At 71.6% G+C, this 25,384-nt stretch carries 9 protein-coding genes; 3 read left to right on the top strand and 6 right to left on the bottom strand.

The genetic code is table 11. From position 1 onward, the window contains the following. Positions 1-4: 4 nt before the first annotated feature. The 3 genes from OG594_RS35195 to ligD form a co-directional block, all read right to left on the bottom strand. Positions 5-10,744, bottom strand: coding sequence for a type I polyketide synthase (locus OG594_RS35195; protein ID WP_266606428.1), 10,740 nt, complete (start codon positions 10,742-10,744; stop codon positions 5-7). Beyond that, a complete protein-coding gene (locus OG594_RS35190; protein ID WP_266606427.1) occupies positions 10,741-17,229 on the bottom strand; it encodes a type I polyketide synthase in 6,489 nt (2,162 codons plus the stop codon). The genes OG594_RS35195 and OG594_RS35190 overlap by 4 nt, the downstream gene beginning before the upstream one ends. Before the next feature lie 1,427 nt (positions 17,230-18,656). Beyond that, positions 18,657-19,676, bottom strand: coding sequence for a non-homologous end-joining DNA ligase (ligD, locus tag OG594_RS35185; protein WP_030016235.1), 1,020 nt, complete (start codon positions 19,674-19,676; stop codon positions 18,657-18,659). Positions 19,677-19,751: 75 nt separating this feature from the next. On the opposite strand from ligD, the gene OG594_RS35180 reads away from it, so the two are divergent. Beyond that, complete coding sequence (locus tag OG594_RS35180; RefSeq protein ID WP_266606426.1) at positions 19,752-20,849, top strand: ATP-dependent DNA ligase; 1,098 nt, start codon at positions 19,752-19,754, stop codon at positions 20,847-20,849. 77 nt (positions 20,850-20,926) lie between these two features. Here OG594_RS35180 and OG594_RS35175 read toward each other — a convergent pair whose 3' ends face one another. Both OG594_RS35175 and OG594_RS35170 read right to left on the bottom strand, forming a co-directional pair. Further along, positions 20,927-22,327: an FAD-dependent oxidoreductase gene (locus OG594_RS35175; RefSeq protein ID WP_266606425.1), complete on the bottom strand. Its 1,401-nt coding sequence runs from the start codon at positions 22,325-22,327 to the stop codon at positions 20,927-20,929. A 194-nt stretch (positions 22,328-22,521) separates the two neighbouring features. Continuing rightward, a complete protein-coding gene (locus OG594_RS35170) occupies positions 22,522-23,499 on the bottom strand; it encodes an NAD(P)/FAD-dependent oxidoreductase (protein ID WP_266606424.1) in 978 nt (325 codons plus the stop codon). Positions 23,500-23,565: 66 nt separating this feature from the next. On the opposite strand from OG594_RS35170, the gene OG594_RS35165 reads away from it, so the two are divergent. Beyond that, complete coding sequence (locus tag OG594_RS35165) at positions 23,566-24,183, top strand: helix-turn-helix domain-containing protein (RefSeq protein WP_266606423.1); 618 nt, start codon at positions 23,566-23,568, stop codon at positions 24,181-24,183. Further along, positions 24,180-24,692, top strand: coding sequence for an NUDIX hydrolase (locus OG594_RS35160; protein WP_266606422.1), 513 nt, complete (start codon positions 24,180-24,182; stop codon positions 24,690-24,692). The genes OG594_RS35165 and OG594_RS35160 overlap by 4 nt, the downstream gene beginning before the upstream one ends. An 18-nt stretch (positions 24,693-24,710) precedes the next feature. Here OG594_RS35160 and OG594_RS35155 read toward each other — a convergent pair whose 3' ends face one another. Next, positions 24,711-25,373: a GPP34 family phosphoprotein gene (locus OG594_RS35155; RefSeq protein ID WP_266606421.1), complete on the bottom strand. Its 663-nt coding sequence runs from the start codon at positions 25,371-25,373 to the stop codon at positions 24,711-24,713. Positions 25,374-25,384 lie beyond the last annotated feature (11 nt).

Here is a 25,384-nt window from a genome sequence, read left to right as displayed (position 1 = left end):
CCCGTCATGCCTCGCCGAACTGGGCGTCGATCAACTGGAAGACCTCGTCAGCCGTGGTGGCCGCTTCGATCAGCTCGCTGGTGCTCTCTCCTCCGTCGGTGATGCTGGACAGGAGGGCGCGGAGCTGGCCCGCCACGCGCTCCTGCTCACTGGCGGTGATCGCGGCGAGCATGCCTTCGAGCTTCTTCAGTTCCTGGTCGATGAGCGGTTCCGCGACGGTGCCGCCGATCTCGGAAAGGAGCAGCTGGGCAACGGCCAGCGGTGTCGGATGGTCGAAGACCATGGTCGCGGGCAACCTGAGCCCGGTGGCCTGGGTCAGCCGGTTGCGCAGTCCAACGGCGCCGATCGAGTCGAACCCGAGGTCCTTGAAAGGCCGTTCCGGTTCGATCGCAGCACCGGAGTCGTGGCCGAGGACGGCCGCGACCTGCGCCTGCACCAGTTCGAGCACGACGCGTTCCCGGTCGGCCTCCGCCACTGCGGCCAGCCGCTGGGCCAGCGACCCGCCCGTGGACTCGACGCGCCGTGCCGGTGCCCGGACCAGCCCGCGCAGCAGCGAAGGCAGCAGTCCCGCACGGGCTTGGACCCGCAGCGCGGCCAGGTCCAGCCCGACGGGCGCCAGCAGCGCCGCGTCGAGGCGAAGGGCCTGGTCGAACAGGTCCAGCCCGAGCTCGGTCGGAAGTACGCGGCTACCCATCTGCTCGAGCCGCGCGTGGTCGGTCTCGTCGAGCTCGCCGGTCATACCGGTCGCGTCCGCCCACAGGCCCCAGGCGAGGGAGTGCGCCGGCAGCCCTGCCGCGCGCCGCGTTGCCGCGAGCGCGTCCAAGGTGGCATTGGCCGCCGCGTAGTTCGCCTGCCCTGGGCTGCCGATCAGCGGGGCCACCGAGGAGAACAGGACGAACGCCGACAGTTCCGTGTCCGCCGTGAGCTCGTGCAGATGCAGTGCCGCATCGGCCTTCGGGCGCATCACCCGCTCCATCTGCTCCGCGGTCAGCGACTCGACGACACCGTCGTCCATCACACCGGCCGCGTGGATCACCGCGGTGAGCGGCTGCTCCAACGAGCCGAGCAGTTGCGCCAGTTGGTCTCGGTCGGTGACGTCGCAGGCGGCGACCCGGGCCTGAGCGCCCAGCTCTTCCAGCTCGGCGACCAGCTCGGCGATGCCCTCGGCGGCCGGACCGCGCCTGCTCACCAGGAGCAGTCGCTTCGCACCGTGGCGGCCGGCCAGGTGCTTGGCGAACAGCGCGCCCAGACCACCCGTACCACCGGTGATCAGCACCGTCCCCTCCGGATCCAGTGACGGCGCCTCGTCCGACGGCTCCGCGGTAGCGCGTACGAGCCGCGGTGCTGTCAACCGGCCCTCACGTACGGCCAGTTGCGGCTCGTCGAGGTCCAGGAGCGAGCTCCAGTCCGGGTCACCGTTGCCGTCGGCATCGACCAGCACGATGCGGCCCGGGTGCTCGGTCTGGGCGCTGCGCAGCAGACCCCAGACCGGTGCCTGTACGACATCCGGTGCCTCGTTGCCGACCGCGATGGCGTTACGGGTCACGACGATCAGCCGCGACTCGGGCAGCCACTTGCTCGCCAGCCAGCGCTGCACCAGCTCCAGCGTGCTCGTGGCGACCGCCCTGGCCGCCTCGGCCACGTCGCCCGTCGCGGCAGGTGCCGCGATCGCGGTGACGACCACCTCGGGCGCTGCCGCTCCGTCGGCGAGTGCCTGCTCCAGGGCGTCCAGATCAGCGAACCGGTCGCCCGAAGCGTCCAGTTCACCCAGGACCGCCAGCCGTACCGGCTTGGGCGACCCGGCCCGTACCGCGGCCCAGTCGACCTCGTACAGCGGACGCTGACCTCCCTGCCGGGCGGCCTCGAGCTGCGCCTGCTCCACCGGACGGACGTCGAGCCGTTCCACACTCGCGATCAGCTGACCGTCCGTACCGGCAATGTCGAGCCGCAGCGCGGACTCGTCCGCCAGACCGATCCGCACCCGCAGCCGGGTGCGGCCGACCTCGTCCAGCCGCACTCGGGACCAGGAGAACGGCAGCCCGCCCGAAGCGTTGGCGTCCCCACCGAGCATGCCGAGCCCACCGTGCAGCGCGGAGTCGAACAGCGCGGGGTGCAGCCCGAAACCTTGGGCGGAACCGGCGACGTCGGGCAGCTCCAGCTCGGTGTAGACGTCGTCACCGAGGCGCCATGCTTCCTGGACGGCCCTGAAGGCGGGGCCGTAGTCGAAGCCGAGGTCGGTCAGGTGTGCGTGGTCGTTCACACGCTCGTAGAGCGTTTCTACCGGGACGGGTTCGGCGCCGGCCGGGGGCCACTGGAGCGGGAACGGCTCCGAGGGCTCGGCGTCCGCAGTCAGCCAGCCACGGGCGTGGCACGTCGCTTCCTGCTGCTCGTCGCCGCCGGACTCCGGGCGGGAGAACACGGTCACCTCGCGGCGCCCGTCCTCTCCGGCCGGACCGACCGCGACCTGAACCTGCCGGGCGACGTCCTCCTCCAGGACCAGTGGCGCCTCGAGCACCAACTCGTCCAGCACGGGGCAATCCACTTCACGCCCCGCCGTCAATGCCATCTCGACCAATGCCGTACCCGGCACCAGCACCAGCCCGAACACCATGTGGTCGCGGGTCCAGGGCTGCGACTCGATGGACAACCGGCCGGTGAACACCCACTCGTCACGGCCGGCGAGTTGCACGCTCGCGGCCAGAACCGGATGCGCGACCGTGCCGAGACCGGCAGCAGCAGCGTCCGCAGCCCCCGCACTCGGAGTCAGCCAATACCGCTCGCGCTGGAAGGCGTACGTCGGCAGCGGGACCCGCTTGGCACCGGCACCGTCGAACAAGGTGGGCCACTTCACGCTCACGCCGGTGACATGCGCTTCGGCCAGCGAGAGCGTGAACCGTCCCAGACCACCTTCGTCACGCCGCAGAGACCCAACGACACCAACACGGTCCTCGGCGCCATGAGCCGTGATCGTTCCTTCGACAGCCATCGTGAGGACCGGGTGCGGGGAAACCTCGACGAAGCAATTCACACCGCTGTCGATCAGCGCACGGATCGCAGGCTCGAAGCCGACCCGGCCACGCAGATTGCTGTACCAGTAGGCAGCATCAAGAGACTTCGTATCGATGAACCCGCCGGTAACGGTCGAATAGAACGGAATCTGCCCGGAGACCGGCTCGACCGGCGCCAGGACCTTCAACAACTCGGCCTCGATGGACTCGACATGCACCGAATGCGAGGCGTAGTCCACCGCGATCCGACGAGCCCGCACCTCATCACGCTCACACAACGCAATGAGCTCATCCAGCGCCCCGGGCTCCCCCGCGATCACCACAGAGGCAGGGCCATTCACCGCGGCAACGGACACCCGGCCCTCATACGCCTGCAAAAGGTCCTCGACCTGGTCCACCGGCAGTGCCACCGAAACCATGCCACCGCGACCGGCCAGCTCCTCCAGGACCAGCCGGCTGCGCAGGGCCACGATCCGGGCCCCGTCGGTGAGAGAGAGGCCACCGGCGACACATGCGGCAGCGATCTCACCCTGCGAGTGACCCACCACCGCCGAAGGCTCGACACCGCGCGAACGCCAGAGCGCGGCCAGTGACACCATCACCGCCCACAGAGCGGGCTGGACCACATCGACCCGCTCCAACGAAGGCGCACCCTCCGCCCCCCGCAGAACATCCTCAAGACGCCAGTCGACGAACTCCGAGAGCGCCCCGCCGCATGCCGCGATCTCCTCGGCGAAGACCGGCGAGGACTCCAAGAGCTCTACGGCCATGCCCACCCACTGCGAACCCTGACCCGGGAAGACGAACACCGTCTTGCCACCGAACACGTCGCCCTCAAGGACGTTCTCCGCAGGTCCGGCCACTGCCAATGCCCCGAGGCCGGCGAGCAGTTCGTCGCGGTCCGTGGCCACCACCGTGGCACGGCGCTCCAGCTGCGCCCGCGTGGTCACCGACGAGAAGCCGACGTCCAGCAGCGACACTTCCGGCCGCGAGACCAGATGCGCCCGCAGGCGGTCGGCCTGCTCCCGCAATGCAGCCTCGCTCCGGGCCGAGAGCAACACCGGTACCACCGACGGCGGTTGAGCCTCAACTTCGGTCAGCTGCTGGGCCGGTGCTTCCTCCAGGATCACGTGCGCATTCGTGCCGCTCACACCGAACGACGACACCGCCGCGCGTCGCGGCCGGTCCTGCGAAGCGGGCCATTCCTGCGCCTCGGTCAACAGCTCGACCTCGCCGGACTCCCAGTCGACGTGCGGGGACGGGGCATCCACGTGCAGGGTGGCGGGCAGCACGCCGTGCCGCATCGCCATCACCATCTTGATCACACCGGCCACACCGGCGGCCGCCGAAGAGTGTCCGATGTTCGACTTGATCGACCCGAGCTTGAGGGGACCATGGCTCCGCTCGCGGCCGTAGGTCGCCAACAGCGCCTGAGCCTCGATCGGGTCACCCAGCTTCGTACCGGTGCCATGGCCTTCCACCGCGTCCACATCGGCCGGGCTCAGGCCGGTGTTCTCCAGGGCCTGGCGGATCACCCGCTCCTGCGACGGACCGTTGGGGGCCGTCAGGCCGTTGCTCGCACCGTCCTGGTTGACCGCGCTGCCCCGCACCACCGCGAGCACATGGTGACCGTTGCGGCGCGCGTCCGACAGGCGCTCCAGGACGAGGACGCCCAGGCCGTCGGAGAAGCCGGTCCCGTCGGCGGCCGCCGCGTACGCCTTGCACCGGCCGTCGGGCGACAGTGCGCGCTGCCTGCTGAATTCCGTCAGCAGGTACGGCCCCGCCATCACCGTCACACCACCGGCCAGCGCCAGCGAGCACTCGCCGGCGCGCAGCGCCTGCGATGCCAGGTGCAGGGCCACCAGCGACGAGGAGCACGCCGTGTCCACCGACATCGCGGGGCCCTCAAGGCCCAGCGTGTAGGAGATCCGGCCCGACGCCACGCTGGTGGTCGTACCGGTGAGGCGGTACCCCTCCAGCTCCGGCTGCGACCCGCCGCCGTAGTCCGTGGTCACCACGCCGGTGAAGACGCCGGTGTCGCTGCCGCGTACCGAGGTGGGGTCGATGCCCGCGTCCTCGAGCGCCTCCCACGAAGCCTCCAGCAGCAGCCGCTGCTGGGGGTCCATCGCCAGCGCCTCACGCGGACTGATCCCGAAGAACTCCGCGTCGAAGTCTCCCGGCCGGTCAAGGAATCCACCGCCCCGCGTGTACACCTTCCCGATCTGGTCGGGGTCCGGGTCGTACAGCCCCTCGACGTCCCAGCCGCGGTCGGTCGGCAGCCCCGACACCGCATCGCGGCCCGAAGCCACCAACTCCCACAGCTCCTCCGGCGACGTCACACCCCCGGGGTACCGACAGCTCATACCCACGATCGCCAACGGCTCGTCGGTCACCACTCGGCGCCGCGACCGCTTCGCGGGGCTCGGAGCCTCGGCGACCGCGCCGACCTCGGTGAGGATCAGCCGGGCAACGGCCACCGGGCTCGGGTGGTCGAAGACCAGGGTGGCGGGCAGCCGCACACCGGTGGCCTGGTTCAGCCGGTTGCGCAGCTCGACCGCACTGAGCGAGTCGAAGCCGAGGTCCTTGAAGGTCCGTTCGGTAGCGACCGCGCCGGCGGAGGCGTGGCCGAGGACGGCCGCGACCTGCGCCTGCACCAGTTCGAGTACGACGCGTTCCCGGTCGGCCTCCGCCACTGCGGCCAGCCGCTGGGCCAGCGACCCGCTCGCCCCGGCACGTCGTGCCGGTACGCGGACCAGTCCGCGCAGCAGCGTCGGCAGCAGCCCCGCGCGGGCCTGCACCCGCAGCGCGGCCAGGTCCAGCCGCACGGGCGCCAGCAGCGCCGCGTCGAGGCCAAGGGCCTGGTCGAACAGGTCCAGCCCGAGCTCGGTGGAGAGCGCGCCGACACCCATCTTCTCGAGCCGCGCGAGGTCGGCTTCGGCGAGCTCGCCCGCCATGCCGCGCGCATCGGCCCACAGGCCCCAGGCCAGTGAGGTGGCGGGCAGCCCTGCCGCGCGCCGCGTTGCCGCGAGGGCGTCCAGGGCGGCGTTGGCCGCCGCGTAGTTCGCCTGACCCGGGCTGCCGATCAGCGCGGCCACCGAGGAGAACAGGACGAACGCCGCCAGTTCCGTGTCCGCCGTGAGCTCGTGCAGATGCAGTGCCGCGTCGAGCTTCGGGCGCATCACGCGCTTCACCTGCTCCGCGGTCAGCGACTCGACGACACCGTCGTCCAGTACGCCCGCCGCGTGGACGACCGCGGTGAGCGGCTGCTCCAACGAGGCCAGCAGTTGGGCCAGTTGGTTCCGGTCGGTGACGTCGCAGGCGGCGACCCGGGCCTGAGCGCCCAGCTCTTCCAGCTCGGCGACCAGCTCGGCGATGCCCTCGGCGGCCGGACCGCGCCTGCTCACCAGGAGCAGTCGCTTCGCGCCGTGCGAGGCGGCGAGATGCCGTGCGAACACCGCGCCCAGACCGCCGGTACCGCCTGTGATCAGTACGGTCCCGTCCGGGTTCAGCGGCTGCGCCTCACTCTGGGGCGCCGTGTCGGCGCGGCCGAGTCGCGGCGCCAGCGCCTTGCCGTCCCGTACGGCCAGCTGCGGCTCGTCCGTGGCGAGCAGCGCTGCCCAGTCCGGCTCGTGACCGTCGAGGTCGATGAGCCCGAACCGGCCGGGGTGCTCGGACTGGGCGCTGCGGACCAGACCCCATACGGGGGCCTGCGCGACGTCCGGCGACTCGTCGCCCACCGCGACGGCGTTGCGGGTCGCCACCACCAGTCGGGTGTCGGCCAGCGGCTCGCTCGCCAGCCACCGCTGCACCAGGCCCAGTGCGTCTGCGGCGGCAGCCCGTGCGGCGTCCGCCGTGGCGACGGCCGGGTTCGTCGCCCCGATGGGGGCGACGACCGCCTGCGGTACCTCGGCGCCTTCGGTGAGCGCCTGCTCCAGTGCGTCCAGGTCCGCGTAGTGGTTCTCGGCGCCGGTGTCGCCCGTACCGAGGTACGCGACGCGCTCCGGCCCTGTGGTCTCCTCGGCCGTGACCGAGGTCCAGTCGAGCTGGAACAGCGAGTTCTGCCTGCCGCGCTGGGCGCCTTCGAGCTTCGCCTGCTCGACCGGGCGTACGGCGACGGAGGCGACCGAGACGACCGGGACGCCGGAGTCGTCGACCGCGTCGAGCCGTACGGAGTTGTCGCTGGTCGCGATGGAGCGGACGCGCAGTCGCGAGACGCCCTGCTGCTGGAGCCGGGCGCCGGACCAGCTGAACGGCATCTTGTGCCGGCTGTCGTCGCGGTCGGTCAGCAGGATGACACCACTCTGCAGCGCCGCGTCGAAGAGCGCCGGGTGGATCCCGAAGCCCTCGCCGTTGGCACCGTCAGGCAGCGCCACCTCGGCGTAGGTCTCGTCGCCGGCGCGCCAGGCGGCCCGCACCCCCTGGAAGACGGGGCCGTAGTCGTAGCCGAGGTCGGCCAGTTGGGCGTAGAGCGTGTCGACCGGGAGCGGCTCGGCGCCCTCCGGCGGCCAGGTGGTGGGCCATGCCTCGGTGGGTTCGGCCGTGGCGGCGAGGGTGCCCCGTGCGTGGCAGGTGACGTCCGGTTCGGCGTCCTGCGCCCCGGTCTCGGGGCGCGAGTAGATGCCGACGGCGCGGCGGCCGTCCTCGTCGGCCTCGCCGACGGTGACCTGGAGCTGCCGTGCGACGCCGTCCTCCAGGAGCAGCGGTGCCTCCAGCACCAGCTCGTCGAGGACCGGGCTCGCGACCCGCCGTCCGGCGGAGAGCGCCAGCTCGACCAGGCCGGTGCCCGGCACCACCATGTTGCCGAGAAGGACGTGCTCGGCGGCCCAGGGCTGGGTGTCGGTGGACAGGCGGCCGGTGAAGACCCACTCGTCGCGGTCGCCGACGGAGACCGCGGCTGCGAGCAGCGGGTGGTCGATCCGGCCGAGCCCGGCCGCGATCGCTGCCCCCTCCCCGGTGTTCGGGGCCAGCCAGTACCGCTCGCGCTGGAACGCGTAGGTCGGCAGGGCCACCTGCTCCGCCCCGGTGCCCGCGTAGAACGCCGGCCAGTCCACTCCGACACCGGCGATGTGCGCCTGGCCGAGGAATCCGGCGAAGGTCTCGGCCTCGGGGTGGCGGGCGCGCAGTGCCGCGGTCAGCACCACGTCGGTGGCGTCCTCGAGGCACTGGCGTGCCATCGCGGTCAGCACACCGTCGGGGCCCAGCTCCAGGAAGCGGCGGACGCCCAGCGTGTGCAGGGCCCGGATGCCGTCGGCGAACCGCACGGCCTGCCGTACGTGCTTGACCCAGTACTCCGGGTCGGTGACCTCGCTGCTGACCAGCTCTCCGGTCACGTTCGACACGATCGGGATCTGCGGCTCGTTGAACCGCAGCCCCTGCGCCACCCGCCGGAACTCGTCGAGCATCGGTTCCATGTGCGGGGAGTGGAACGCGTGGGACACCCGCAGCCGGGTCGTCTTGCGGTCCTTCCACTGCGGCAGCCACTCCTCGGCGGCGTCCGCGTCACCCGACACCACCACCGCACGCGGTCCGTTCACCGCGGCGATCTCCAGCCGGCCGTCGAACCCGGCGAGCGACGCGGTGACTTCGGCTTCGTCGGCCTGTACGGCGACCATCGCGCCGCCGCCCGGCAGCGCACCCATCAACCGGCCGCGCGCCGCCACCAGCTCACAGGCGTCCGTCAGCGACAGCACGCCCGCCACATGCGCGGCAGCGATCTCGCCGACCGAGTGCCCGATCAGGTAGTCCGTCCGTATGCCCAGCGATTCGACGAGCCGGAACAGCGCCACCTCGATGGCGAACAGCGCCACCTGCGTGTACTCGGTGGCGTTCAGCAGCGCCGCTTCATCGGATCCCTCCTCGGCGGTCAGCAGATCCCGCACCGACCGCCCGACCCTGGGGTCCAGCTCCGTGCATATCTCGTCCAGGGCCTCGGCGAAGCGGGGGAACGAGGCGGCCAGTTCCGCGCCCATCCGGGCCCGCTGTGCGCCCTGTCCCGTGAACAGCGCCGCGGTCTTGCCGCCGGTCTGGCGGCCTTCGGCCACGCCGGCACCCGGCTCTCCGGCTGCGAGGGCCTCAAGACCGGCGAGCAACCGCTCGCGGTCGGGGGCCACGACCGTGGCGCGCTGCTCCAGCAGAGCGCGCGAGGCCACGAGCGAATAGCCGATGTCCGCCGACGACAGCTCGGGGTCCGCGAGCACCCGCGCCCGCAGACGCGCGGCCTGGGCCCGCAGTGCCGCCTCGCTCCGGCCGGACAGCAGCACCGGCACGGCGCCCAGCGGCTGCCCCGCCGGACCGTCGGTCCGCGCCTCGTCCTCGACCGGCGCTTCGACCGGTGCTTCCTCGATGATCACGTGCGCGTTCGTGCCGCTGATCCCGAACGACGACACTCCGGCGCGGCGCGGCCGTCCCGAAGCGGGCCATTCCTGCGCCTCGGTCAGCAGCTCGATCTCGCCCGTTTCCCAGTCGACGTGCGGGGACGGGGCATCCACGTGCAGGGTGGCGGGCAGCACGTCGTGCCGCATCGCCATCACCATCTTGATCACACCCGCGACACCTGCGGCCGCCGAGGTGTGCCCGATGTTCGACTTGATCGACCCGAGCTTCAGCGGGCCGTCGGTGCGCTCGCGGCCGTAGGTGGCCAGCAGTGCTCGGGCCTCGATCGGGTCACCCAGCTGCGTGCCCGTGCCGTGGCCCTCCACCGCGTCGACTTCGGCCGTGCTCAGGCCCGCGTTGGCCAGCGCCTGGCGGATCACCCGCTCCTGCGAGGGTCCGTTGGGGGCGGTCAGGCCGTTGCTCGCACCGTCCTGGTTGACGGCGCTGCCCCGTACCACCGCGAGCACGTTGTGCCCATGGCGCTGGGCGTCCGACAGCCTCTCCACCACGAGCAGGCCGAGACCGTCGGAGAAGCCGGTCCCGTCGGCGCCCGCCGCGTACGCCTTGCACCGGCCGTCGGGCGCCAGACCGCGCTGCCTGCTGAACTCCACGAAGAGGAACGGACCGGCGAGCACGGTCACGCCACCGACCAGCGCCAGCGAGCACTCGCCCGAACGCAGCGCCTGCGACGCCTGGTGCAGGGCCACCAGCGACGAGGAGCACGCCGTGTCCACCGTGACAGCGGGCCCTTCCAGACCCAGGCTGTAGGCGATCCGGCCCGAGATCACGCTTCCCTGGGTACCCGTCAGACGGAACCCTTCCAGCTCCGGGAGCATCGACCCGCCGTAGTCCGAGGTCACCGCCCCGGTGAACACACCGGTGTTGCTGCCGCGCAGCGACGTGGGGTCGATGCCCGCGTCCTCGAACGCCTCCCACGCCGCCTCCAGCATCAACCGCTGGGCGGGGTCGATGGCCAGTGCCTCGCGGGGGCTGATCCCGAAGAACTCCGCGTCGAAGTCGCCGACGCCGTCGATGAACCCGCCCGAGCGGGTGTACACCTTCCCGATCTGGTCGGGGTCCGGGTCGTACAGCCCCTCCAGGTCCCAGCCGCGGTCGGTCGGCAGCCCCGACATCGCGTCGCGGCCCGAAGCCACCAGCTCCCACAGTTCCTGCGGTGAGGTCACACCACCGGGGTACCGGCAGCTCATACCGACGATCGCCAGGGGTTCCGCCTCGCGCTGTTCCAGCTCCCGCGCACGGCGGTTGGCCGTGCGCAGTTCCCCTGTCACCTTGCGCAGGTAGGTACGGAGCTTGTCTTCGTCGGTCATCGATCCGCCCCGCACGTTGTCCGCGTTTTCGGTCATGCCGACCCGAGCTCCTTGTCGATCAGTTCAAATATGTCGTCGTCGGACGCCGCGTCGAGGTCGTCGTCGGACACGTCGTCCGTGACGGTGGGCTGGCTGCCGGCCCTGTTGAGGACGGTCCTCAGCCGATTGCTGAGGTAGCGCAGCCGCGGCTCGATCTCGGCGACCCGCTCTTCGTCGCTCGACACCGTGATCAGCAGCGCTTCGAGCTGCTGTAGTTCCGCTTCGAACGGCGAGGAGGACTGCTCCTCGGCGCCGCCGCCGACCTCGGTGAGGATCAGCCTCGCGACCGCCATCGGTGTCGGGTGGTCGAAGACGAGGGTGGCGGGCAGCCGCAGCCCGGTGGCCTGGGCCAGCCGGTTGCGCAGCTCGACCGCGGCCAGCGAGTCGAACCCGAGTTCCTTGAAGGCCCGTTCCGGTTCGATCGCCGCGCCGGAGTCGTGGCCGAGGACGGCCGCGACCTGTGTCTGGACCACGTCGAGCACGACCGGCTCCCGGTCGGCCTGTGCCACTGCGGCCAGCCGCTGGGCCAGCGACCCGCCCGTGGACTCCGCGCGCCGTGCTGGTACGCGTACCAGTCCGTGCAGCAGCGACGGCAGCATCCCGGCCCGGGCCTGTGCCCGCAGTGCGGCCAGGTCCAGCTGGATCGGCACCAGCAGTGACGCGTCCAGCCCGAGCGACTCGTCGAACAGTTCGAGACCGAGGTCGGCCGCGAGCGCGCCGATGCCCGTCCGCTCCATGCGTGCGAGATCGGCCTCGTCGAGCTCACCGGTCATTCCGGTGGCGTCCGCCCACAGGCCCCAGGCCAGCGAGGTGGCGGGCAGCCCCGACGCGCGCCGCGTTGCCGCGAGGGCGTCCAGGGCGGCGTTGGCCGCCGCGTAGTTCGCCTGGCCGGGGTTGCCGAGTTGCGCTGCGGCCGAGGAGAACAGGACGAACGCCGACAGCTCCATACCCGCCGTGAGCTCGTGCAGGTTCCAGGCCGCGTCGACCTTCGGACGCATCACCCGCGCCACCTGCTCCGGAGTGAGCGATTCGATCACCCCGTCGTCCAGCACACCCGCCGCGTGGATGACCGCGGTGAGCGGGTGCTCCAACGAGCCGAGCAGCTTGGCCAAATGGTCCCGGTCGGTGACGTCGCAGGCGGCGACCCGGGCCTGAGCGCCCAGCTCTTCCAGCTCCGCGACCAGCTTGTCCACGCCATCGGCGGCCGGACCGCTCCTGCTGACCAGCATCAGTCGCTTCGCACCGTGGCGGCCGGCCAGGTGCTTGGCGAACAGCGCGCCCAGACCACCCGTACCACCGGTGATCAACACCGTCCCCTCCGGATCCAGCGGAGCCGGAACCGTCAGCACGATCTTGCCGATGTTGCGGCCCTCGCGCAGGAAACGGAACGCGTCCTGCCCCCGGCGCACGTCCCAAGTGCGGATCGGCGACGCCACGAGCACACCCTGCTCGAACAGCCGGGTGATCTCGACCAGCATCTCCTGGATCCGCTCCGGGCCCGCCTCCAGCAGGTCGTAGGAGCGGTACCGCACGCCCTCGTGCTCGCGAGCCACGACTTCCGGGTCACGGATGTCGGTCTTGCCCATCTCAATGAACCGTCCGCCGCGCGGCAGCAACTCCAGCGTGGCGTCCACGAACTCACCCGCCAGCGCGTCCAGGACCACATCCACCCCGGCCCCGCCGGTCGCCTTCAAGAAGGTGTCCCGGAAGCCCAGGTCACGCGAGGAAGCGATCCGCTCGTCCGGGATGCCGAGGGCCCGCAACGCGTCCCACTTGGGCTGACTCGCCGTAGCGAAGAGCTCCGCACCGAAGTGCCGGGCCAGCTGCACCGCCGCCATGCCGACACCACCGGCAGCGGCATGCACCAGCAGCCGCTCACCCGCACGCAGTCCGGCAAGATCGACCAGACCGTAGTACGCGGTCAGGTACACCACCGGAACGGCTGCCGCCTCCACGAACGACAGGCAGTGCGGCATCGGCACGACCGTCCGCCGGTCCGCCACCGCCACCGGTCCGAACGCGTCCGGGATCAGGCCGAACACCCGGTCGCCCGGCGCCAGGTCGGTGACGCCCGAGCCGACTTCGAGGACGACGCCCGCCGCCTCGCTGCCCAGCGGCGCGTCACCCGGGTACATCCCGAGTGCGATCAGTACGTCGCGGAAGTTCACACCCGCTGCGCGTATCCCGATCCGCACCTCACCCACACCGAGCGCCCGTCCGCCGTCCGACGGGACGATCACCAGGTCCTCCAGCGAGCCCTTGCGCCGGGTCGACAGCCGCCACGCGTCATCGGCCGCCCCCGCGGGGGCACGCTCCAGTCGCGGTACCAGCAACCGGCCCTCGCGGACGGCCAGTTGCGGCTCGTCGAGGTCCAGGAGCGGACCCCACGCCGGCTCACTGCTGCCGTCGACGTCGACCAGCACGATGCGGCCCGGGTGCTCGGACTGCGCACTGCGCAGCAGACCCCAGACCGGTGCCTGTACGACATCCGGTGCCTCGTTGCCGACCGCGATGGCGTTACGGGTCACCACGACCAGCCGCGACTCGGGCAGCCACTCGCTGGCCAGCCAGCGCTGCACCAGCTCCAGCGCATTCGTGGCGACTCCCCTGGCCGCCTCGGCCGCGTCGCTCGCGGCGAGAGGCACCTCGACCTCGGCGAGGACCGCGACCGGCGCCGCCGCTCCGTCGGCGAGTGCCTGCTCCAGGGCTCCCAGATCAGCGAACCGCTCGCCCGAAGCGGCCAGTTCACCCAGGACCGCCAGCCGTACCGGCTTGGGCGACCCGGGCGACACCGCGGTCCAGTCGACCTGGAACAGCGAGTTCTGCTTGGTGCGCTGCGCGCTCTCCAGCTGGGCCTGGTCCATGGGACGAACAGCGAGGGCGTTGACGGCCACAACGGTGGCGCCGGTGTCGTCGACGACGTCGATCCGGAGGGCGGACTCGCCCGTCGAGCCGATCCTTACGCGGACCTGCGTGAGGCCCGTCCGCCCGAGCCGGACGCCCGACCACGAGAAGGGCAGGTCCACCGGGGACCCCGTCTCCTTGGAGAGCATCGAGCCGTGGAGCGCGGCGTCGAACAACGCGGGGTGGATACCGAACTCTCCGGCTCCGGCGTTGTCGTCCAGGGACACCTCGGCGTAGACCTCACCGCCGGATCGCCATGCTGCCCGCACGCCCTGGAACAGCGGACCGTAGTCGAGTCCGATGTCGGCCAGCCGCGCGTAGAGCGTTTCGACCGGTACGGATTCGGCGCCGGCCGGGGGCCACTGGAGCGGGAACGGCTGCGAAGGCTCGACGTCCGTGGCCAGCCAACCGCGTCCGTGGCACGTCGCCTCGGGCACACTGTCCGCCTCGTCCGCGGTTTCGAGGCGCGAGTAGATCGCGACCTCACGGCGCCCGTCCTCTCCCGCCGGACCGACCGCGACCTGAACCTGCCGGGCGATGTCCTCTTCCAGGACCAGCGGCGCCTCGAGCACCAGCTCGTCGAGCACGGGGCAATCCACTTCACGCCCGGCCGTCAATGCCATCTCGACCAATGCCGTACCCGGCACCATCACCAGCCCGAACACCATGTGGTCACGGGTCCAAGGCTGTGCGTCCTGCGAAAGCCGCCCGGTGAACACCCACTCGTCGCGGCCGGCGAGTTGCACGCTCGCGGCCAGGACCGGGTGTGCGACCGTGCCGAGGCCGGCAGCAGCAGCGTCCGCAGCCCCCGCACGGGGAGTCAGCCAGTACCGCTCGTGCTGGAAGGCGTAGGTCGGCAGTGAGACCCGCTTGGCGCCGGCACCGTCGAACAGGGTGGGCCACTTCACGCTCACGCCGGTGACGTGCGCTTCGGCCAGCGAGAGCGTGAACCGTCCCAGACCACCTTCGTCACGCCGCAGGGAACCAACGACACCGACACGGTCCTCGGCGCCATGAGCCGTGATCGTTCCTTCGACGGCCATCGTGAGGACCGGGTGCGGGGAAACCTCGACGAAGCAATTCACACCGCTGTCGATCAGCGCACGGATCGCGGGCTCGAAGCCGACCCGGCCACGCAGATTGCTGTACCAGTAGGCAGCGTCAAGAGACTTCGTGTCGATGAACCCGCCGGTGACCGTGGAATAGAACGGAATCTGCCCGGAGACCGGCTCGACCGGCGCCAGGACCTTCAACAGTTCGGCCTCGATGGACTCGACGTGCACCGTGTGCGAGGCGTAGTCCACCGCGATCCGACGAGCCCGCACCTCATCACGCTCACACAACGCAATGAGCTCATCCAGCGCCCCGGGCTCCCCCGCGATCACCACAGAGGCAGGGCCGTTCACCGCGGCAACGGACACCCGGCCCTCATACGCCTGCAAAAGGTCCTCGACCTGGTCCACCGGCAGTGCCACCGAAACCATGCCACCGCGACCGGCCAGCTCCTCCAGGACCAGCCGGCTGCGCAGGGCCACGATCCGGGCCCCGTCGGTGAGAGAGAGGCCACCGGCGACACATGCGGCAGCGATCTCACCCTGCGAGTGACCCACCACCGCCGAAGGCTCCACACCATGCGAACGCCAGAGCGCGGCCAGTGACACCATCACCGCCCACAGAGCGGGCTGGACCACATCGACCCGCTCCAACGAAGGCGCGCCCTCCGCACCCCGCAGAACATCCTCAAGACGCCAGTCGACGAACTCCGAGAGCGCCTCACCGCATGCCGCGATCTCCTCGGCGAAGACCGGCGAAGACTCCAGGAGCTCCACGGCCATGCCCACCCACTGCGAACCCTGACCCGGGAAGACGAACACCGTCTTGCCAGTGACCGGGCGGCCCTCGAAGACATGGGCTGCGGGGTCTGCCACGGACAGTGCGCCCAGACCGGCCAGCAGTGCGCCACGATCCGTGGCCACCACCGCGGCACGCCGCTCCAGCTGCGCCCGCGTGGTCACCGACGAGAAGCCGATGTCCAGGACGGACACGTCCGGCTGAGCGATCATGTACGCGCGCAGGCGGTCGGCCTGCTCCCGCAGGGCCGCCTCGCTCCGGGCCGAGAGCAACACCGGTACCACCGCAGGCGGTTGGACTTCAACCTCGGCCTCGGCTGTCGCAGGCTCCTCGGCAGGTGCCTCTTCCAGGATGACGTGGACGTTCGTGCCACTGATCCCGAAGGACGACACTGCTGCGCGTCGCGGCCGGTCCTGCGAAGCGGGCCATTCCTGCGCCTCGGTCAGCAGCTCGACCTCGCCGGACTCCCAGTCGACGTGCGGGGACGGGGCATCCACATGCAGGGTCGCCGGCAGCATCTTGTGCTGTAGCGCCAGCACCATCTTGATCACACCGGCCGCGCCTGCGGCCGCCATGGTGTGTCCGAAGTTCGACTTGATCGACCCGAGCTTCAGCGGGCCGTTGGTCCGCTCGCGGCCGTAGGTCGCCAGCAGGGCTTCCGCCTCGATCGGGTCGCCGAGCGTCGTACCCGTCCCGTGGCCCTCGACGGCATCCACGTCGGCCGGGCTCAGCCCCGCGTTGGCCAGCGCCTGGCGGATCACCCGCTCCTGCGAGGGTCCGTTGGGGGCGGTCAGGCCGTTGCTCGCACCGTCCTGGTTGACCGCACTGCCGCGTATCAGGCCCAGGATCCGGTGGCCGTTGCGGCGCGCGTCCGACAGGCGCTCCACCACGAGCAGCCCCGCGCCCTCGGCCCACGCCACGCCGTTGGCGGCGGCCGCGTACGCCCTGCACCGGCCGTCGGGCGACAGGGCCCGCTGCCTGCTGAACTCCACGAAGTTGTTCGGCCTCGGGAGCACGGTCACGCCGCCGACCAGCGCCAGCGAGCACTCCTTGCCCCGCAGGGACTTGATGGCCATGTCCACCGCGACGAGCGAGGACGAGCACGCGGTGTCCACCGACACGGCGGGGCCCTCGAACCCGAGGGTGTAGCTGATCCGCCCCGAGGCGACGCTGCCCGCGGCGGCGGTCGGGAGGTAGCCCTCGATCTCGGCGCTCCGCTCGCTCATCCCCGCGACGAACCCGTAGTCCTGGAACATCACGCCGGTGAAGACGCCGGTGTCGCTGCCGCGCAGCGACGTCGGGTCGATGCCCGCGTCCTCGAACGCCTCCCACGCGGTCTCCAGCAGCAGCCGCTGCTGGGGGTCCATCGCCAGCGCCTCACGCGGACTGATCCCGAAGAACTCCGCGTCGAAGTCGCCGGCACGGTCCAGGAATCCGCCGTGCCGTGTGTACGACGTACCCGGATGATCGGGGTCCGGGTCGTAGAGCCGCTCCAGGTCCCAGCCGCGGTCGGTCGGGAACTCCGAGGTCCCGATGCGCTTCTCGGCCAGGAGCTGCCACAGCTCCTCCGGAGATGTCACACCACCCGGAAACCGGCAGCCCATTCCGACGATGGCCAGTGGCTCGCTCGCTCGGTCCAGAAGTTGTTGGTTCTGTCGCCGGAGACGCTCGGTCTCCTTGAGCGACTGCCTAAGGGCTCCGACGATGTCGTTCTTCTCGGTAGCCACTTCTACTCCTCCGTGTCAGGGCGCCCAGTGGCAGCCACGTTCCCGACTGCTGTCACACCACGCTCGCTTGGACCGTCCGGATCGGGGCCTCGGCTGTCAGCCTGAGGTGCGATTCCCACGATCACGGTGTGTTGTCGACTGGCGCCTGTCATGGCGATCCCCGTCACCGCATTCCCCCGCCATGGACTACATGTCCGATGAACACAAACCACGCTACGTAGGCTCGTCTGCGACCAACGGGTCGCTGTCCACTACTTGCCAAAGTGATCGGGGTTGGCTTCGAGCATGTTGCGTACACAGCATCCGCTGGTCGTGTCCCACGACCTGGTGTAGGGGATCAGGCCTTACCCATTCCGGTTCGAGGCCCGTGGTGATCTGCGCGGAGGTGGCAGCCCGAGGGGCACGCCGGTAAAATGAGTTGGATGCCCCATCAGACGCAGTTGCGCTCCCTGGCCTGCGGATTCCCGTGTCTTGATCCCCCACTCCACCTGACGGGACACCATCCATCCGCTCGCCGGTTGCCATGGGCCGCGCCGTCAGTCTGTGGGGGTATGAACCGTCTGCCGACGCGGATTTCGGGTCGGCGCCCAGGTTCCGGTTCTCCTCGTTGGCCTCGATCACCCTGGGGTCCGCACGGGGGTGTGCCATGGGAGACCGGCTCCTCTTGGATCGGCGTTCATGCCAAAGCCCCTGCCGGAGCGACCCCGTGGCGGTGTCAGGTTTTGACCAGCGGCACCTGCCGGTAGCGGTAACAACTCCGTGGTATAGAGCTCCGGTTAGCCACCATATGGGCGGTGGCTGCTACCGGGGTTCACCCGACCGCCCCCCGTCACTCTCGGTGTCCTCGGGCAAGCGAACGCCCCGTACAAGCCTGTACGGGGCGTGACTGCCGGAGGGATCCGGGGGAGTCAGGCGGAGCCCGGAGGGGTGGAGCCGCCGGTGGGCATCAACGGCCGCCGGGACGGCGGCGCGCCGAAGCGCGTCTCGCACGAAGCGGCGGTGGCGATCAGCTCACCGGCCACGCAACTCTCGCCGGGGGAAAGGCGTTGGGTCCGACCAGCCGGTCCACCCGGACCACGTGCCGCACGGTGAATCCGGGTGTGGACCGGCCGGTGGAAGACCACCTTGCGGGCCGCGGCCAACGCCCGGCCCGGTGCTCGACCAGGTAGAAGTGGCGGCCGGGAAGGACGGTGAGCTCGAAGCCCTTGGGAGCGATGTCCGCCCCAGGTCGCCATGGCCTCGGGTGTGATGTGCGGGTCCGCGTCGCCGACATAGGCGTGTACGGGGCAGCGCTCCGTCGGTCCCGCCGAGCCCGGGCACCTCGTCGATCAGCGCCTCGTCGCCACCCCGCGGGCGAAAGGCAGCTGAGCCGGCCGACCCGGCCCCCTTCCTCGGGCAAGGGGCCGCCACGTAGCTCCCGGCGCCCGTCAGTCCTCGTGCTTCGCCCGGCTGGGCTGGACGCGCTTGGGCTCGCCCGGCATCTTCGGGTAGTCCGGGGGGTAGGGCATGTCCCCCAAGCCGTGCTCGTGTTCGTCGCGGGCCGCGAGTTCCAGTACGGCGTCCAGGGCGAAGGCGTGCTCGTCCATGTCGGCGTGCAGATCGCCCAGTTCGGCGAAGCGGGCCGGCATCGTCACGATGTCGAAGTCGCGCGGCTCCGCGTCGTCCACCTCGTCCCAGCGCAGCGGCGCCGATACCGGGGCGTGCGGGCGGGGGCGGACGGAGTAGGCGGAGGCGATCGTGCGGTCGCGTGCCGTCTGGTTGTAGTCAACGAAGATTCGCTCGCCGCGCTCCTCCTTCCACCAGGCCGTCGTGACCTTGCCCGGCATGCGGCGTTCCAGTTCTCGGCCGAGGGCGATGGCGCACCGCCGGACCTCGGTGAAGGTCCAGCGCGGCTCGATCGGCACGAAGACGTGCAGTCCGCGGCCGCCCGAGGTCTTGGGCCAGCCGCGCAGCCCCAGCTCCTCCAGTAGGGCCCGCAGTTCATGCGCGGCGGCCACCGCATGGTGGTAGTCGGTGCCAGGCTGCGGGTCCAGGTCGATCCGGAGCTCGTCGGGACGGTCGGTGTCCTCGCGCCGCACCGGCCAGGGATGGAAGGTGAGGCACCCCAGGTTGGCGGCCCACAGCACGGCGGCCGGTTCGGTCGGGCAGATCTCGTCGGCCGTGCGGCCGCTGGGGAAGGCGATGTGGGCGGTGGGGATCCAGTCGGGGAGGTTCTTGGGTGCCCGTTTCTGGAAGAAGGACTCGCCCTCCACCCCGTCCGGGAAGCGTTCCAGGGTCGTGGGCCGGTCGCGCAGGGCGCGCGTGATGCCGGGCGCGACCGCCAGGTAGTACTCGGCCACGTGCCTCTTGGTGAGGCCGCGCTCCGGGAAGTACACCTTGTCCGGGCTGGACAGCCGTACCGTCCGCCCGCCCGCGTCCAGCTCGATCGCATTACCGGCAGCACCCATGTGCGCCACGGTAGGCGGGCCCGGCCATGCCCGCATACCGGGCAGGTCCGGACGTACCACCGCAGAATCGAAGGCATGGATCTGCCAGTGATGCCGCCCGTGAAACCGATGCTCGCCAAGTCCGTCTCGAAGATCCCACCGGGGATGCAGTACGAGGCCAAGTGGGACGGCTTCCGGGCCATCGTGCATCGCGACGGCGATGAGATCGAGCTCGGCAGCCGCACCGGCAAGTCCCTGACCAGGTATTTTCCCGAGCTGGTCACGGCTCTCAAGAGCAACTTGCCCGCTCGTTGCGTGATGGACGGCGAGATCGTCATCGTTCATGGCGGGCGCCTCGATTTCGACCGGCTGACCGAGCGGATCCATCCCGCACAGTCCCGCGTCGCCCTGCTGGCCGAGACGACGCCCGCCAGCTTCGTCGCCTTCGACCTGCTCGCCCTCGGCGACGACGCGCTGCTCGACACCCCGCTCGCCGACCGCCGTGCCGCCCTCGTCCGTTCCCTCTCCACCGCTCGGCCCCCCGTGCATCTCGCGCCCGCGACCACGGATCCCGCGCTCGCGCAGGAGTGGTTCGAGCGGTTCGAGGGCGCCGGGCTCGACGGGGTGATCGCCAAACCCCTCGATCTCCCCTACCGGCCCGATGCCCGCCTCATGTTCAAGGTCAAACACGAACGTACCGCCGACGTCGTCGTCGCAGGTTTCCGTTTCCACAAGAGCGGTCCGATTGTCGGATCACTGCTGCTCGGCCTGTACGACGTCCACGGCACCCTCCAGCACGTGGGCGTGTGCGCCGCCTTCCCCATGAAGCGCCGCGCCGAGCTGGTGGAGGAACTCGAACCCCTTCGGATGCCTGATCCGACCGGCCACCCGTGGGCCGCCTGGGCCGAGGAGTCCGCCCACGAGAGTGCCCGGCTACCCGGTGCGCAGAGCCGCTGGACCGGCAAGAAGGACCTCTCCTGGGTTCCGCTGCGACCCGAGCGGGTCGTCGAGGTGAAGTACGACCACATGGAGGGCGACCGCTTCCGGCACACCGCCCAGTTCCACCGCTGGCGGACCGACCGGACGCCCGGGAGCTGCACCTACGCCCAGTTGGAGGAGGTCGTCGGCTACGACCTCGCCGAGGTGCTCGGCCCCACCGCCGGCGCCGCCGATGCCGACGGCTCCCCCGGCTGAGCGACCGACCACCGCCGAGCCGCCACCACCACCAAGCTGCCACCGCGCCATCACCACCGGGCCGCCTCCCCCTCGGCTCAGCCCGCCGTCAGCTTCTCCCACTCCTCCCGGTCCGGCCCCGACGCGTTCGGCGCGTAGTGCGGCCGAGCCGCCAGCCAGCGGGCCACCCTGGCACGGATCTCCGGATCCGCGTACGCCCGCCCCGGCGGCTCCGCCAAGTGCCGGACCCTCGCCCGCGCCCGCATCACCTCCGGGTCCTCCAGCGCGCAGTCGAACAGCGCGGACACCTCGCGCGCCGTCCCGCCGCGCACCGCCCGGGTCGCGAAGCGCTCCCCGATGGCCGCGTCCGCGACGACCTGGAAGTCGAACCACGGTTTCAGGGTGCCCTCCGCCCAGGCGTGGTGATCGGCGGCGTACCGCGCCGATCCCGGGTCCTGATGCGCCGTACGGGCCACCCTGCGCGCGGCCCACAGCGCGAGCGAGGTGCCCTGCCCCAGGGTCGGATTGGTGTGCGTGATCGAGTCCCCGACCGGCACCAGCCCGGTCACCACCGGGCCCGCCTCGTCGACCAGCGCGCTCCACCGGTTGTCCAGGCCCGCCGTGGCCAGGACGCCCGACAGCGGCTCGGCGCCCAGTCCCAACCAGGCCGCGCCGGGCGGGAAGGCGCGCGCCGCCGCCTCGAAGACGGCGGGGTCGCGCAGCGCCGCGCGCGTGGAGTCGGCGGTGTGCACGAACAGCGTCACGGCGAACATCCGGTTGTCGGCCGGGAAGACGGCGCAACCGGCGAAGGGACCGCCGGTCACCGCCCACGGCCGGCGCGGCCCCTCGTCCCTGCCCGCGGGCAGCCGGTACCAGCGGCAGAAGTACGCGAGCCCGGTGCGGTGCCGTTCCACGACGGGCGGCCGGCAGCCCGCCTCGGCCAGCCTGCGCTCGGTGCCACCGCGCCGCCCGCCGGCGTCCACGACGAGGTCCCCCGGGTAACTTCCGATCTCGGTGGTCACTCCCGTCACCTGGATCCCGACGCCCTCGGACGGCCTCGGGGCCGTGATCAGCCCGGTGACCGGCTCCCCGTACCGGACGACGACCCCCGGTTCCGCGCGCAGCGCCGTGGCCAGCGCGCTCTCCAGCACGATGCGCCGGGCCTGGAGCATCACGAGGTCCTCGTCGCCCGGTCGCGCGGGCGGCCGTACGTCGAACCAGTCCAGCTCGTGCCGTTCGCGGGCGCCGAGCCGGAGCATCTCCTCGTGGACGTCGGGCAGATCGCCGCGCAGCACGTTGCGGGCGGCCCCGAGCAGCACGTGCGGCTGGGCCGCCTGCGGTACCGTCGGCCGGCGCCAGCCGAAGAAGTCACGGTCGAGCGCCGTGCCAGGGGCCCGCGTATCGCGCTCGAAGACCTCCGCCGTGTGTCCGTGCCGCGCCGCGAGCAGCGCGGTGGCGGCCCCCGCGACACCTCCGCCGATGACCAGCACATGTGCCATGGAGCGTCCCCCCGAGCCGTTGGACCGTACGACGATCACACCGCCCAGAGCCTGCACGGGCGAGGGCCGACCGAAACCCGCACAGATGTCCGAAAAGCGCTCCAGTGCTCGCCCCGAGCGGCCCCTCCCCACACACCCCGCACCGCGTACCGCGTACCGCATACCGGACACCGAAACCCAGCCCGTACGCCGGCTCACACTCCGGCGCCCGCGCGGTGGGCCCGAACGGCCCGCCGGGTCTCCGCCTCGATCAGGTCGGTGTTGATGGCCACCGCGGCCCGCACCCCCTGGGCGGCCGCGCCCGGGACCTTCTCCAGCGGGGAGGTCACGTTGCCCGCGACCCAGACCCCGCGCAGGGCGGTGGCTCCGGTGGCCGGATCCGACGCGATGCAGGTGCCGATCGCCCGGCCGTCCCGCTCCACGACCGTGGTCGGCAGGCCGAGGCCGGTCAGGACACCCGAGCGGGCGGTGAACCGCGGGGCGACCACCAGGGCCCGGCACTCCACCACGGCGCCACCCGCCAGGGTCACCCCGGTCAGCTCCTCGCCCCGGACCGCGAGACCGGTCACCTCGCCCGCGACGACCCGGACACCGAGGGCGGCCAGCAGTTCCCGGTCCTCGGCGGTGGGCCGCCAGGTGTGCGCGAGCAGGGTGATCCGATCGCTCCACTGCCGCCAGAGCTCGGCCTGGTGCACGGCGAGGGGCCCGTCGGCCAGTACCGCGATCGGCTGGTCGCGGACCTCCCAGCCGTGGCAGTACGGGCAGTGCAGCACGTCCCGCCCCCAACGCTCCCCGAGGCCCGGCACGGCGGGAAGCTCGTCCACCAGGCCGGTCGCGACCAGCAGCCGGCGCGCCACGGCGGTGCTGCCGTCCCCGCAGCGGACCAGGAAGCCCCCGTCGGGCAGCCGGTCCGCGGCGACGGCCGTGCCCGGCCGGACCTCCCCGCCGTAGCCGGTCACCTCCGCACGCCCCTTGGCCAGCAGTGCGGCGGGGCTCTCCCCGTCCTGCCCCAGGTACCCGTGCATGTGCGCAGCCGGGGCGTTGCGCGGGCTGCCGGAGTCGATGACCAGTACCGTACGGCGGGCCCGGACCAGGGTGAGCGCCCCGGCCAGCCCGGCGGCCCCACCGCCCACGACCACCACGTCGAAGGAGCTGTCGCTTGCGTTGTCCATACCTGCGAGGGTCCGCCCACGGCGGCCCGCTTGACAAATGTTGTTGCTGAAGCGGCAAATGGATCCATGGCCACCGAGGAACAGGACGAGGAACTCGCCGGCGTGCTCACCGCCGTGGGCCCGCGGCTGCGCGCCCTGCGCCGACAGCGCGGCACCACGCTGGCCCAGCTCAGCGAGACCACCGGCATCTCGCTCTCGACCCTCTCCCGGCTGGAGTCCGGGCAGCGCAGGCCGACGCTGGAGCTGCTGCTGCCACTGGCCAGGGCGCACCGGGTGGCGCTCGACGAGCTGGTCGGCGCGCCCGAGACCGGGGACCCCCGGGTCCGCCCGCGGCCCTTCGTCCGGCACGGCAGCACCTATGTGCCGCTGACCCGGAAGTTCAGCGGGGTGCACGCCTTCAAGCAGATCCTGCCGCCCCTCGACGGTCCGCCGCCCGAGCCCGAACTACAGGTCCACGAGGGCTACGAGTGGCTGTACGTGCTCTCGGGACGCATCCGGCTGTTGCTCGGCGGGCACGACCTCGTCCTCGGCCCCGGTGAGGCCGCGGAGTTCGACACCCGCACCCCGCACGCCTTCTTCAACGCGGGTCCCCAGCCGGCGGAGTTCCTCAGCCTCTTCGGCCCCCAGGGCGAGCGGATCCATGTCCGGGCCCGGCCCACCCCTCCTTCGGAAGGACGTCCATGAGCACCTCCCACGAACGCCCCGAGCGGGCCGCGCCGCAGCCGCATGCCGTCGTCGGTGTCGGACTGGTCGTCCTGGCGGCGGACGGCCGGGTGCTGCTCGGTCAGGCGCACGACGGCCGCTGGGAGCTGCCCGGCGGCAAGGTCGACCCCGGGGAGGGCTTCGAGCAGGCGGCCGCCCGGGAACTCGCCGAGGAGACGGACCTGCGGGCGGCCCCCGAGTCGATCCGGATCCTGTCCGTACAGATCGACGCGCAGTCCGGCTTGACCAGGCTGACGGCAGCCGCCGTCACCACCTCGGCGGAGGGCGTCCCGGCCGTCACCGAACCCCACAAGATCACCCGCTGGCAGTGGTTCGCCCCCGCCGAGATCCCCTCGGCCCTCTACGCCCCGTCGGCGGCCGTGCTGCGCGCCTGGCGGCCGGACCTCACCACGCTGCCGCACGACGAAGCCTCGTACGCCTACCCGACCTCGAACCCGGCGCCGACGCCGCCGCCGGCGCCGAGTGCCTGAACGTCCGCGGTGCTCGGTCTAGGTGGTGGCCGTCAGGACCGTCACCGTGGTCACCGTCACCATCGCGGCCTGCATGTCCCGGATGGCCGCCCGCACGCTCTCGGCCGCCCACTGGCCTTCGGCCATCTGCGCCGTCCTCGCGCTCACCTCGTCGGGCTCCCGGCCGGGGAAGGCGAGCCGGTGCAGCTTGGCCGAGTGGATCAGGGCGATGAGTCCCGCCGTGCGCTCGTCCGGCTCGGCGCCGCCGATGACGACTGCGTGGAGCCGCTCGCGCAGGGCGTGCTCGACCGTGCCGTCCGCCTCCGGATAGCGGCGCTGCGGGAACACCCCGAACACCTTGTGCACCTGCGCGACCACCAGCCCGCGCTCGCTCAGTCGTTCCAGGGCGGCACCGACCGCCTTGGGCTGGTCCTTCGTCAGCCAGTCCGACGCCCGGCGCTTGCCGCGGCTGCGCAGCCAGGCCTCCATCAACCGGATCCGGCCGTCGAGCAGTTCTTCCCCGGTGGACTCGGTGCTCCTGAGCTCCAGGTACTTGCCCGACACCGACACCCGTTCCGCCAGGACGAGTTCGAGCAGGAGCGCGCCCGCCACGGCCCAGCCCGCCGACTGCCGCTGCCGCGCCGCCCCGGACTCGTCGTCCAGGGACAGCAGCATGATCTCCTCGGCCAGTGTGATCCTCACGAGCGCCCCCC

This window comes from Streptomyces sp. NBC_01214 (genome assembly GCF_026340975.1).
Lineage (GTDB): Bacteria > Actinomycetota > Actinomycetes > Streptomycetales > Streptomycetaceae > Streptomyces.
Note: the sequence above shows the minus strand (reverse complement) of the source record. Positions and strands in the feature narration are given on the sequence as shown.